The organism is Aeromonas sp. sif2433 (genome assembly GCF_019218705.1).
Taxonomy (GTDB): domain Bacteria; phylum Pseudomonadota; class Gammaproteobacteria; order Enterobacterales; family Aeromonadaceae; genus Aeromonas; species Aeromonas encheleia.
This window is the reverse complement of sequence record NZ_JAHUXD010000019.1, coordinates 1-12,951: the sequence shown is the minus strand read 5'-3', so window position 1 is coordinate 12,951 and position 12,951 is coordinate 1. Positions and strand designations below refer to the sequence as shown.

Here is a 12,951-nt window from a genome sequence, read left to right as displayed (position 1 = left end):
GTTGGATCAGCCACGCCGCTTAACGTACTTGGCCGAAACATCACCCACAATACGCCGAGATAATCCCTCAGGATGCGAAACAAGCTGAGGGCACTCTCCTTTAACCGTGGTCGGCCGGCGGCACACCAAATTCAGGCATACCGTTGTCATTCCAAGCGATCGTTTTCAGACGGGTATGACGATTGGGATCGTAAAGCGGATCGCCTTCAATTTCCGTATAATTCCGTGCGTGATAAACCAGCACATCTTCCCCTTCTATCGTTTTGGTAAAGCTGTTGTGACCCGGTCCAAACTGCTTGTTTTCATAGCTGGTGGTAAAGACGGGGTGCGGGGACTTATGCCAGTTTTCGGCCTTGGTCGGGTCCTCTGTCATGTCTATCCACAATAGTCCAAGGCAATAATTTTCATCCGTGGCGCTGGCCGAGTAACTCACAAAGAGTCTTTCACCATGACTCACCACGGCGGGGCCTTCGTTAACCATGAATCCTCGACATTCCCAGGGTAATTCGGGTTTGCTGAGCAACACGGGTTCACCCTTGATTGACCATGGTGTATCCATCTCCGCGATATAAATATTCGAGTTGCCAGGAATATCGGGAGCTTTTTGAGCCCAGAGATACCATAGTTTCCCCTGATGGTGGAAAGTAGTCGCATCCAGACTGAATGTATCGAATTGTGTTTTAATTTGTCCCTTCTCGACCCATTGGCCTTCAAGCGGATCCATATCCACACATTCCAGTACGAACATTCTATGCTGGAACATATTCAGACTATCGAGTGCCTGCGTATGAGCAGCGGCGAAATAGATGTACCATCGCCCATCGATATGATGAATCTCCGGTGCCCAGATGAGATTGCTCATCGGGCCCATTTCAGGTTTGTGCCATACAACCACCGCCTCTGTGTCCGCCAGCGCACCGATAGTGGCCGCACGTCGAATTTCCAGCCGATCATATTCTGGCACTGAGGCAATAAAGTAATACCAACCTTCATGGAGCAGAATAAACGGGTCGGCACGTTGTTCAATGAATGGATTAGGCCACACTGTCTGCGTCATTCTATGTTCCCTATGCTTAGGCCTTGGCAGGCTTACCATCATTATTGGTGTTGAGTTCTTGATAGTTGACTCGACGTTTTTTCAAGTCTTCCTGAATACGCTTCATCAATTCGCTATCGACTTTAAGCAGACGTACTACACCCGCGGTGATCAGATATCCAATACCAGGAATAACGGTGAACAGCATGATGATACCCTTGACCGTGTCCGGATTTTGCTGTTCGGCACTCGCATCATAGCCGTACCAGGAAAGCAGGAAACCGACCATGGCACCGGCTATCGCCAGGCCGAGCTTCAGGAAGAACAGGTTTCCGGAGAAACTGATCCCGGTGATACGTTTACCGGTTTTCCATTCACCATAGTCATCTACATCGGCCATCAGCGACCAGTGCAGCGGGGAAGGGATCTGGTGCAGAATGTTGAGCAGGAAGTACATCACCACGATAAGCACGGTTGCATTCGGGTCGAGGAAATAAAAGCCGCAAGAGAAGAAGCCCAGCACTATGTTGGTCCAGAAGAAGACCTTCAGTTTGCAGAATCGGTCGGTCAGGGTTTTGGCTAGCATGCTGCCGCCCATCATGCCGATGACGCCAAGGCTGATGAACATGGTGGCAAAGCTGGTGCTTTGCTGCATGACCCAGGTGACGTAATACATGGTCGCCGCCATACGGATAAAACCAGGGCAAACGTTGCACAGCGTCAGCAGCAGAATGCGTACCCACTGGTCATTCTTCCATATGTCTTTCAAATCAGATTTCAGATCACTGTTCGTTGGCACGGCCGGACGAATACGTTCACGGACAGTAAAGAAGCAGAACAAGTACATGCACACGGCGAGCATCGCCAACACCGCCATTGCCCATTGATAACCCTTCGCCTTGTCGCCATCACCAAACCACTCCACCATGGGGAGCAGCGTCAGCGAGAGGATCAATGTTGCGATACCCACCATGACGAAACGATAGGATTGGCAAGAGACGCGCTCTTTAGGATCGTTGGTGATCACACTGCCCAGCGAGCAATAAGGCACACCGATGGCGGTATAAGCAAGCGAACACAGGAAATAAGTCACAAAGGCGTAGATAACCTTACTTTCATAACTCCAGTCTGGCGTCGTAAACATCAGAATACTGAATATGGCGAAGGGTAACGCCATCCATAATAACCATGGACGAAAACGTCCCCAACGACTCTGTGTTCGGTCAGCAATGGCACCCATGATGGGATCAGTTATTGCATCAATAATTCGCACCGAGAGTAGCAGCACACCGACTAGCGCTGGCGCAAGGCCAAATACATCGGTATAGAAATAGTTAACAAATAACATTATGGTGCCAAACAAAATATTGCAGCCGGCATCCCCCATCCCATAACCTATTTTTTCTTTAATCGACAGCTTATTATTTTTCATCGTCAACTCTCCCGAGCGATAAGTCGTGGGCAAGATTATTCATTCTTAATGATGAAGTTGCCTGCCAAAAATTTGCTGCCGATATGGATAATGTTGTCATTAGCAGTGAAGTGTGAGGTCGGTTGCGTCAGTTCGAAGCAGAGCACGGAAAATTTCCTGATATAAGATCATCGAATTTTCTTCATGTAAGGGTCAATCGAGTTCAATTATAAATACTGCCTGCACAGCAGGTGGTCACCCTGCGGTGCAGGAAACACCGACACCCCTGATTTGCCATGTATTCAGGCACTGGCAAGATCGGACCACCTCATGTCACGAGGCCCGAGCCGTTCAGCAATATCAGGTCCCGGATATAAGGCAAGGATGGCTTCATCAGAGCGGGGTGGCGCATTTACGGTATTCAGTCGGGCTCACTCCTACCCGTTTCTTGAAGACTCGCGAGAAGTAGAGCTGATCGTCATAACCGACCTGCTGGCCGATGACAGCCACCGTCAAAGGAGTGGTTTGCAGCAGCAGTTTGGCACGCATGATCCTTTGATCCTCGCGCCAGCGAACGATACTCACCCCAATCTGGTCTCGAAACAGATGGGCAAGGCGAGACGGGGAGAGGAAGACTTGTTCGGCCAGCGCATCAATCGAAATCTCTGCCGAGAGCGACTCGCTCAGGATCTGGCAAGCCTCATGGACGCGGTGATCAACTGTGGCATATTCCGTCTGGGAGGATAATTCATAGCAACGGATCAGCAGGCGCTCCAGCAGATTCATCGCCAGTTGCTCTGACATGGGACGGATCTGCTTGTACGTCTCTTCGATATCGATGAAGAGATCATCAAACTCCTGGATCAGCTGGTTATCGCCCAGGCTCAACCGCCCTACCCTCTCCAGCACTCGCGGCCATTTGAGCCAGTCTGCCCAATATGCCCTTGGCCGGAAATAGACCCAGCGGTGATACCACTCCTGCGCATCCGGCGCCCGGCCGTAGTAGTGTACGGACGCAGGTGGAAACAGCAGCAGATCACCGGGCTCAACCGTGAAGGCCTGATCGCCCTGGAAGATTTGCCCCTTGCCCTTGATGGTCAGATTGACGATGAAGCCCTTCATGCCGCCGGGTCGATCGATGATGAAATCGAGCGCACTGTCTTTCTCGATAGGCGTCATGTCTGATACCAGAAACACATTGAATGCATATCCTGGCAACAAGGGGTTGAGTTGTTTTGGCTTGTCTTTTTGTATCGAGGACATGGCAGAGAAAAGCGTTTCGGTAAAATAATCAGCGTCAGCCATTGTAGAGATTCATCCTCTTAATGCGCTATCTGGCGGTCGGTGCGATACGGAAAAATTGAGCTCGATCACACTCATTGATATTAAACACAGTATTAGCAACCAGGCCAGCGGGGGCTGGCCTGGCATGAGGGTTTAGCGTCGCGCCTTGCGCACCTGCTTGTAGCGGTCAAACAGGACGGCGGCGAGCAGGATCAGTCCGCGTACCACGTACTGGGCAAAAGGCGAGATGTTGAGCAGGTTCATCGCATTCTCCATCAGCCCCAGGATCAGCACCCCGGCGATAATGTAGGAGATCTTGCCGATCCCCCCCTTCATGGAGACCCCACCCAGTACGCAGGCCGAGATGACCACCAGCTCGAAACCGATGGAGGTCATGGGCTGACCCGAGGTCATACGGGAGGCGAGGATGATGCCCGCGATCGAGGCAATCAGCCCGGTCATGGTGAAGATGATGATCTTGGTGCGCACCACATTGACCCCGGCCAGGCGAGCCGCCTCCTCATTGCCCCCCATGGCCAGAGTATTGCGGCCGAAGGTGGTCTTGTTGAGCAACAGGCCAAACAGCACGAAGCAGATTAACGTCAGCCAGACCGGCGTCGGGATCCCCAGCATGGCCGAGTTGCCCAGTTCGAAGAAGCCCTCCTCCACAATGCCGACCGCCTTGCCGTCCGAGATGATGTAGCCGACCCCGCGCGCCATCTGCATGGTCGCCAGGGTGGTGATCAGGGCGTTGATCTTGAACTTGGCCACCACTATGCCGTTGATGAGCCCAAACAGCACACCGATCGACATGCCGGCCAGGATGCCGACCGTGATGCTCTCGGTCGCATTGATCCCGACGGCACAGGCGACGCCGGAGCAGGCGACCACGGAGCCGACCGACATGTCGAACTCGCCGGAGGCGAGGCAAAACAGCATGCCGCAGGCCACCATGCCCGACATGGAGACGGCGAGTCCCAGCCCGCGCATGTTGATCAGGCTGGCAAAGTTGGGTACCAGCAGGCAGGCCAGCAGAAACAGGATGGCGAAGATCACCAGCATCCCGTACTGATCCCAGATCCGGGCAAGTTGCAGTCTGGCGCCGGTCTCCACCGAAGCAGCGCTTCCCTGGCTGACAGAGGTCGTTGTTATCATTCTATTTCTCCTGAATTGTTTCGAATCGCTATCGGGTCATGTCGGCGGCTCAGCGGGCCGGCATGGCCAGATCCAGCGCCTTGATTTCATTGGCATCAGCATGGGAAAGCTCCCCTGCGATCACCCCTTCCCGCATGACCATGATGCGATCCGCTATGCCCAGCACCTCCGGCAGCTCGCTTGACACCACCACCACGGCGATGCCCACCTTGGCCAGATCGTAAATCACGTTGTAGATCTCGTTCTTGGCTCCGACGTCGATGCCACGGGTCGGCTCATCGAGCAGGATCACCTTCATGTCTTCCGAGAGCCAGCGACCTAAAATGGCCTTCTGCTGGTTGCCGCCGGAGAGGTTCATGATCGCCTGATGGGGGGACGGGGTCTTGACCCGCATGTCACGGATCCGCAGCCGTGCGTTCTCGTCTTCCCACTGCTGATTGATCCAGAAGCCCCCCCACGCCTTGTGGCGACGGGCGCTGATGTTGATGTTTTCCTGTACCGAATGGATGGGGATGATGCCCAGCGCCTTGCGATCCTCGGTACAGAGCATGATCCCGCTGTGAATGGCATCGATGGGATTGCGGATGGGCACCTGTTTGCCAAACACCGAGATCTCGCCGGACACCATCTTGTCGGCGCCAAAGATCAGCTTCATCAGCTCGCTGCGACCGGCCCCCACCAGGCCGAAGATGCCGAGGATCTCCCCCCGTCTGACGTCAAACGATATCGGCGCCTTCAAGCCCGGCCCCATCAGGTTCTGCACCCGCAGGCCCAGCTCCCCCAGCGGGCGAGGGCTGTAGCCGTAGATATCGGTGAGCTCACGCCCCACCATGGTCTTGACCAGCAGATCCCGGTTGACCTCGGCCATGGAGCCGAAGGTGCGCACGAACTGACCATCCTTGAAAACGGTGATGGCATCGCACAGTTCGAAGATCTCGTCCATGCGATGAGAGACATACAGAATGACCTTGCCCTCGTCGCGCAGCTGGCGAATGACCCGAAACAGCTGCTCGATCTCGCGGGACGAGAGGCTGCTGGTCGGCTCGTCAAAGGCGATGATCTGCGCGTCGCGAGTCAGCGCCTTGGCGATCTCCACCATCTGCCACTGGCCCAGCGACAGGTACTTGAGCGGCGTCTCTGGCGACACATCCATGCCGAGGCGTGCCAGCTGCCTGGCCGCATCCTGATAGAGTTTTTCCCGATCGATGACCCCGCGCCGGGTAGGCAGCTGGCCGAGATAGATGTTCTCGGCGATGCTCATCTCGGGCACCAGATGCAACTCCTGGTAGATGATGGCGATCCCGCTCTCCAACGCATCGACCGTGTTCTGAAACACCCTCTCCTGACCGGCCAGCTTCACCACCCCTGTGGTGGGGGCCTGAAAGCCGCTCAGGATCTTGAGCAGGGTGGACTTGCCTGCGCCGTTTTCTCCCATCAACGCATGCACTGTGCCCTGCTGACAGGAAAAGGAGACATTCTGCAGCGCCTTGACGCCAGGAAACTCCTTGCTGATGCCGCAAAACTCCAGATAAGGAACTTGATTCATGGATTCACTCCAGGCAACCGGCATGACGACGCAACGCCATGCCGGTATAGGTGTCAGGGGTTAACCAGGCCGGTCACAGGCCCTTCTTCTGCAGCTCGACCTTGAAGTTGTCGCGGGTGATCAGCACCACATCGGTCACTTCGGTGAACTTGGCCGGCTCCACCCCGTTGGTGACCCAGTCATGGAGCATCTGGATACTCTTGTAGCCATGCACGTCCGGGCTCGGCAGCAGGGAGCCGAGGAAACCGGTCGCGCTGGACTTGGAGAGCTCGTTCACCGCATCCACCCCGTTGATGCCGATGCCGATGACGTTCTCGGCCTTGAAGCCCTGCCCTTCGGTGGCACGCACGCCGCCCAGTACTGTGTTGTCGTTCATGCCGACGATGAGCCAGTTCTTCACCTCGGGGTGCTGCACCAGCATGGAGTTGGCGGCATCCAGCGCCCCCGGAATGTCATTGGCCTTGGCCGGGGAGCGATAGATCTGGGCATCGGGGAAACCGGCGGCCTTCAGGGCACCGAGAGAACCCTCGACCCGGCGGCGGGCGGTATCCAGCTCGTCAGCCGTGATGGCGAGCACCGCGGTGCTCTTCAGATCCCACTGGCGCTTTTCCATCTCCTTGTAGAGCTCCTGACCCTGGCGCTCCCCTATCTTGGTGGCTGCCATCATCACCAGCGGTACCTGTTCCATCGGCTGACCCTTGGCGTTGACGAACTGGTCATCCACGGTGATGACCTTCAGATCCATGCTGTTGGCCTTGGCCATGATGGCCGCCCCCAGCTTGGGATCCGGGGTGCAGATGACGAAGCCCTTGGCGCCGTTGGCCGCCAGGCTGTCGATGGCATTGAGGGTCTTCTCGCCATCGGGCACCGCAATCTTGATCACCTCGAAGCCGAGATCCTTGCCGGCCTTGTCGGCAAAGTTCCATTCGGTCTGGAACCAGGGCTCCTCCGGTTGCTTGACCAGATAGCCCAGCTTCAACGCCTCGGCCGAGAAAGCAGAATTTGCCATACCAAAGGCAAATCCCAGCGCAATCATACTTTTAACGATTTTGTTCATGCGAGTATCTCCAATTGCTCTATCAATCCATGTATCAACGAGGAAGGGCTTATTAATTCACTCAATCCACAGAGAACATTAATCCATTAAAAAACATGTCGTTATTATATAAATTCTATTCAGTGCATATGAGCAGACACAGTTTTAGCCGCTTTCTCGGTAGGAATTTGAGAGCAGGATCTCGCTATGGAACCATAGCTATTTAGTCTATATTTTCAGCTAATTTGTCATATATCTGATTCGCGAGTGCGGTCACGTCATTACATTTCCAGCTTAAATATCCATACTTTTAGCAGCCTATTGATAACCACTCACCCGCCTCATCTCCTATGGTTGCACCCAGTCATCCCATTTCATTGATGGTCAGGAGTACACCATGTCTGAGCACATCGTCATCGGACTCGATTTCGGCAGCGACTCGGTAAGAGCGCTCGCCGTCCGTTGTCACGACGGCGCCGAACTAGCAACTCACGTTGTCTACTACCCACGCTGGCAAGCGGGAAAATACTGTCAGCCGGTCCACAACCAATTCCGTCACCACCCACTCGACTACATCGAATCGATGGAGCAGGCCGTGGTCAACGTGGTCGGTCAACTGTCCGTCGAGCAGCGCGCGGCGGTACGTGGCATCGGGGTCGACAGCACAGGCTCGACTCCCGCACCTATCGATAACGAGGGGCGGGTGCTGGCACTGCGGCCCGAATTTGCCGACAACCCGAATGCCATGTTCGTGCTGTGGAAGGATCACACCGCCATCGAGGAGGCCGAGGCCATCACGGCGCTCTGTCACAGTGGCCAGTTTGCCGATTACAGCCGCTATATCGGGGGCATCTACTCCTCCGAATGGTTCTGGGCCAAGATCCTGCACGTCTCGCGCGCAGATGCTGCCGTCCGTGAAGCGGCCTGCAACTGGGTTGAGCTGTGTGACTGGGTCCCCGCCATCCTGAGCGGTAGCCAGGCCCCGGCCGACATCAAACGCGGGCGCTGCTCCGCCGGCCACAAGTCCCTGTGGCACCCCAGCTGGGGTGGCCTGCCCCCCGCCGAGTTCCTCAATGCCCTGGATCCGTTGCTGACCGACGATCTCGACTTCCCGCTATTTACCGACAGCTGGACCGCCGATCTGCCGGTCGGCACCCTGACGCCGGAGTGGGCGGAGCGCCTGCATCTGAGCTGCGAGGTGGTCATCGCGGGAGGCGCCTTTGACTGCCATATGGGTGCGGTGGGGGCGGGAGCCAGTAAAAATGCGCTGGTGAAGGTGATAGGCACCTCGACCTGCGACATCTTGATCGCCGATGAGGCCACCATTGGCGATCGCGCGATCAAAGGGATCTGCGGTCAGGTAGACGGCAGCGTGGTGCCCGGCATGGTGGGGCTTGAGGCAGGACAATCCGCCTTTGGCGACATCTATGCATGGTATCAACGGCTGCTGAGCTGGCCACTGGATCAACTCGCGGAGCAATACCCTGAACTCTGCACCGCCGTCGAAGCCCAGAAACAGCAGTTGCTGCCCAACCTCGCCGCGACCTGGGATGCACAACTCGATCTGCAACATCTGCCGATTGTGCTCGACTGGTTCAACGGCCGCCGCACCCCCTACGCCAACCAACGCCTGCAAGGCACCATCACGGGTCTGAACTTGGGATCCAGCACCGCCGATCTGTTTGGTGCCCTGGTCGCCTCCACCGCCTTTGGCGCTCGCAGCATCATGGAGTGCATGACCAGCCAACAGGTGCCGGTGGAGCAGGTCATCGCCCTTGGGGGGATAGCCCGCAAGTCCGTCACCGTGATGCAGACCTGTGCCGACGTGATGAACAGACCCATCCAGGTGGTGGCGTCGGATCAGTGCTGCGCCCTCGGCGCGGCCATCTTCGCCGCCGTGGCCGCCGGCATCTATCCCGATGTGGCCGAGGCCCAGCGCGACATGGCCAGTGCGGTAGAGCGCACCCACCAGCCACAACCCGAGCGAGTCGCCGAATATGAACGGCTCTACCAGCGTTATCTCCAATGGAGCAGTGCCGCCGAGCCTCTCTACAATCGGGGGGACCTGGCATGAACCTGCGCACACTCAAGGAGCAAGTGCTGACCGCCAACCTGGATCTGCCGCGCCACGGCCTGGTGACCTTCACCTGGGGCAATGTGAGCGGTATCGATCGCGAGCGCAATCTGGTGGTCATCAAGCCGAGCGGTGTCAGCTACGACAGCATGCTGCTCGAAGATCTGGTGGTGCTGGATCTCGCTGGCAAGCAGGTCGAGGGGAGCCTGCGCCCCTCCTCCGACACCGCCACCCACCTGGTGCTCTATCGCACCTATCCCGAGCTCGGCGGCGTGGTACATACCCACTCCACCCATGCCACCGCCTGGGCCCAGGCGGGGCGCCCCATCCCGCTCTTCGGCACCACCCAGGCCGACTACTTCAACGGTGAGATCCCCTGCTCTCGCCTGCTGACCCCGGGCGAGGTCGAGGAGGATTACGAGGGGCTGACCGGCCATCTCATCGTCGAGACGCTCAAGCAGACTCCCATTCTCACCATGCCGGGAGCATTGGTGGCCAACCACGGCCCCTTCAGCTGGGGCAAGGACGCGAGCGACGCGGTGCACAACGCCGTGGTGCTGGAGGAGGTGGCGCGCATGGCCTGGCTCACCGGCCAGATCAACCCGCAGGCCAACGCCCTGCCCGACTACCTGCTGGAGAAACACTACCAGCGCAAACATGGCAAGCACGCCTATTACGGCCAGACAAAAGCATAAACAGAGGACATCAAGATGGAATTCATGAAACAGCTGGAAGTGTGGTTCCTGGTCGGCAGCCAGCATCTCTATGGCGCCACCACCCTCAAGCAGGTGGCCGATCACGCCCACACCATCAGCAGCCAGCTCAATGAGCACGCCGGCCTGCCGATCAAGATCGTGATCAAGCCCACCGGCACCACCCTCGATGAGATCAGCAGCGTCGCCCGCGACGCCAACCACAACGAGCAGTGCGTCGGCCTGATGGTGTGGATGCACACCTTCTCCCCGGCCAAGATGTGGATCCCGGCCCTGAGCCAGCTGCAGAAACCGCTGCTGCAGTTCCACACCCAGTTCAACCGCGATCTGCCATGGAGCGAGATCGACATGGACTTCATGAACCTGAACCAGACCGCCCACGGCGGCCGCGAGTTTGGCTTCATGGGGGCCCGTCTGCGTCTGCCCCGTACCGTGGTGGTCGGTCACTGGCAAGATAAGGAGGCTCACACCAAGATCGGCAACTGGATGCGCATCGCCGCCGCCATCCACGACAGCCGCCACATGAAAGTCGCCCGCTTTGGTGACAACATGCGCAACGTGGCCGTGACCGAGGGTGACAAGATTGAGGCCCAGATCCAGTTTGGCTATCAGGTGAACTATCACCCGGTCGGCGATCTGGTCAAGGTCATCGACGCCGTGCCGGTCGCCGATATCGAGGCGCTGCTGGAGGAGTACGAGGCCACCTATACCCTGACCGAGGCGGTGCAGGCGGGCGGCCCACAGCGGGAGTCCCTCTATGAGGCGGCCCGTCAGGAGTTGGGGATGAAGAAATTCCTCACCGACGGCGGCTTTGGTGCCTTCACCACCACCTTCGAAGATCTCTACGGCCTGCACCAGCTGCCGGGGCTGGCCTGCCAACGCCTGATGCAGCAAGGCTTCGGCTTTGGTGGGGAGGGGGATTGGAAGACCGCGGCCCTGCTGCGCACCCTCAAGGTGATGGGCCATGGTCTGCCGGGTGGCACCTCCTTCATGGAGGACTACACCTACCATCTGGCAGAAGGCAACAACCTGGTACTGGGTGCCCATATGCTGGAGGTCTGCCCCTCCATCGCCGCCGGCAAACCCGTGCTGGATGCCCAGCATCTGGGCATCGGCAAGAAGGCCGATCCGGCCCGTCTGCTGTTCTCCGCCCCGGCGGGCAAGGCGGTCAATGCCAGCCTCATCGACATGGGCAACCGCTTCCGCCTGGTGGTCAACCAGCTGGAGGTGGTGGACTTGCCAGAGGCCATGCCGAAACTGCCAGTGGCAAGCGCCTTGTGGAACCCGATGCCAAACCTGCAGACCAGCGCCGAAGCCTGGATCCTGGCCGGCGCGGCCCACCACTCGGTGTTTAGCCAGGCGGTGGATATCGAGCAACTGCGCACCTTCGCCGACATCATGGGCATCGAGTTCCTGGTGATCGACGAAGCCACCCGGATCCCGGCCTTCCAGCAGGAGATCCGCTGGAACGAGGTCTACTACAAGCTCTGCAAATAAACCGTTGCCAGCCCCCTCTCACGGGGGCTTTTTATTGCTCTTATTTTTGCCAAGGACAATGTTATGACCAGTCTGCTGACGCAACTTAACGCCGTCACCCCTGTCGTTGCCGATACCGGCGATATCGCAGCCATCAAGCGCTACCAGCCCATCGATGCCACCACCAACCCCTCCCTGGTGTTGAAGGCATCCGAGATCCCCGAATACGCGGCACTGATCGAAGACGCCATCTACTGGGCCAAGGCCCAGAGCCAGGACAAGGCACAGCAAATCATCGACGCGGGCGACAAGCTGGCGGTCAACATCGGTCTGGAAGTGCTGAACATCGTCCCGGGCCGCATCTCCACCGAGGTGGATGCCCGTCTCTCCTTCGATACCGACGCCAGCATCGCCAAGGCGCGCAAGCTGATCCGTCTCTACAACGAAGCCGGCATCGCCAACGATCGCATCCTGATCAAGCTGGCCTCCACCTGGGAAGGGATCCGTGCCGCCGAGGTGCTGGAGAAAGAAGGCATCCAGTGCAACCTGACCCTGCTGTTCTCCTTCGCCCAGGCCCGCGCCTGTGCCGAGGCCGGTGCCTTCCTGATCTCCCCGTTCGTGGGCCGCATCCTCGACTGGTACAAGGCCAAGCACAACCGTGACTACAGCGCGAGCGAAGATCCGGGTGTGGTCTCCGTCACCGCCATCTACGACTACTACAAGCAGCACGACTACCAGACCGTGGTCATGGGTGCCAGCTTCCGCAACACCGGCGAGATCCTGGAACTGGCCGGCTGTGACCGCCTGACCATAGGCCCTGCCCTGCTGGAAGAGCTGAGCAAGAGCGAAGGCGCCGTGGTGCGCAAGCTGAACTACACCGGCGAGCGCAAGGCCAAACCGGCTCCGCTGAGCGAAGCCGAATTCCGCTGGGAACTGAACCAGGACGCCATGGCCGTCGAGAAGCTGGCCGAAGGCATCCGCATGTTCGCCGTCGACCAGGGCAAGCTGGAAACCATGCTGGCCGGTCGCCTCTGATAGGGCTTGTACACCCTCCCCGTCGGGCGCCCTCGAGCGCCCGCTTTAGACAGTAATTCGCCTTAATCTTGGCCATCAAATGAAGCAATCGCAGGAGATACAGATGCCTTCTCGTAAAGAGCTTGCCAATGCCATTCGCGCATTGAGTATGGATGCCGTTCAAAAAGCCAACTCCGGTCACCCGG

General features: G+C 57.8%; 10 protein-coding genes and 1 pseudogene. 5 read left to right on the top strand and 6 right to left on the bottom strand.

The window, feature by feature from the left end; translation table 11 throughout:
• Positions 1-100: 100 nt before the first annotated feature.
• The 6 genes from KW825_RS19615 to KW825_RS19590 form a co-directional block, all read right to left on the bottom strand.
• On the bottom strand, positions 101-1,057 hold the full coding sequence (locus KW825_RS19615; RefSeq protein ID WP_218330157.1) for a family 43 glycosylhydrolase: 957 nt from the start codon (positions 1,055-1,057) through the stop codon (positions 101-103).
• A gap of 16 nt (positions 1,058-1,073) precedes the next feature.
• Positions 1,074-2,468 carry a glycoside-pentoside-hexuronide (GPH):cation symporter gene (locus tag KW825_RS19610; RefSeq protein ID WP_218330156.1) on the bottom strand — a complete coding sequence of 465 codons (1,395 nt, stop codon included), beginning with the start codon at positions 2,466-2,468 and terminating at the stop codon, positions 1,074-1,076.
• A 372-nt stretch (positions 2,469-2,840) separates the two neighbouring features.
• Positions 2,841-3,752 (bottom strand): arabinose operon transcriptional regulator AraC, encoded by a 912-nt coding sequence (araC, locus tag KW825_RS19605; protein ID WP_218291821.1) that lies wholly within the window; start codon positions 3,750-3,752, stop codon positions 2,841-2,843.
• A 132-nt stretch (positions 3,753-3,884) separates the two neighbouring features.
• A complete protein-coding gene (araH, locus tag KW825_RS19600; protein ID WP_218291820.1) occupies positions 3,885-4,886 on the bottom strand; it encodes an L-arabinose ABC transporter permease AraH in 1,002 nt (333 codons plus the stop codon).
• Positions 4,887-4,935: 49 nt separating this feature from the next.
• Positions 4,936-6,432, bottom strand: a complete 1,497-nt coding sequence (gene araG / locus KW825_RS19595; protein WP_218330155.1) for an L-arabinose ABC transporter ATP-binding protein AraG — start codon at positions 6,430-6,432, stop codon at positions 4,936-4,938.
• Between the two features lie 73 nt (positions 6,433-6,505).
• Positions 6,506-7,489 carry an arabinose ABC transporter substrate-binding protein gene (locus KW825_RS19590; RefSeq protein WP_218330154.1) on the bottom strand — a complete coding sequence of 328 codons (984 nt, stop codon included), beginning with the start codon at positions 7,487-7,489 and terminating at the stop codon, positions 6,506-6,508.
• 376 nt (positions 7,490-7,865) lie between these two features.
• On the opposite strand from KW825_RS19590, the gene KW825_RS19585 reads away from it, so the two are divergent.
• The 5 genes and pseudogenes from KW825_RS19585 to KW825_RS19565 all read left to right on the top strand — a co-directional run.
• Positions 7,866-9,542, top strand: a complete 1,677-nt coding sequence (locus KW825_RS19585; protein ID WP_218291817.1) for a ribulokinase — start codon at positions 7,866-7,868, stop codon at positions 9,540-9,542.
• A complete protein-coding gene (locus KW825_RS19580; RefSeq protein ID WP_305730759.1) occupies positions 9,539-10,237 on the top strand; it encodes an L-ribulose-5-phosphate 4-epimerase in 699 nt (232 codons plus the stop codon). The genes KW825_RS19585 and KW825_RS19580 overlap by 4 nt, the downstream gene beginning before the upstream one ends.
• A 15-nt stretch (positions 10,238-10,252) precedes the next feature.
• Positions 10,253-11,752 (top strand): L-arabinose isomerase, encoded by a 1,500-nt coding sequence (gene araA / locus KW825_RS19575; RefSeq protein ID WP_218330153.1) that lies wholly within the window; start codon positions 10,253-10,255, stop codon positions 11,750-11,752.
• Positions 11,753-11,815: 63 nt separating this feature from the next.
• Positions 11,816-12,766: a transaldolase gene (gene tal, locus KW825_RS19570; protein WP_218330152.1), complete on the top strand. Its 951-nt coding sequence runs from the start codon at positions 11,816-11,818 to the stop codon at positions 12,764-12,766.
• Between the two features lie 103 nt (positions 12,767-12,869).
• A pseudogene (locus KW825_RS19565) lies at positions 12,870-12,951 on the top strand (ribulose phosphate epimerase); the annotation flags it as partial.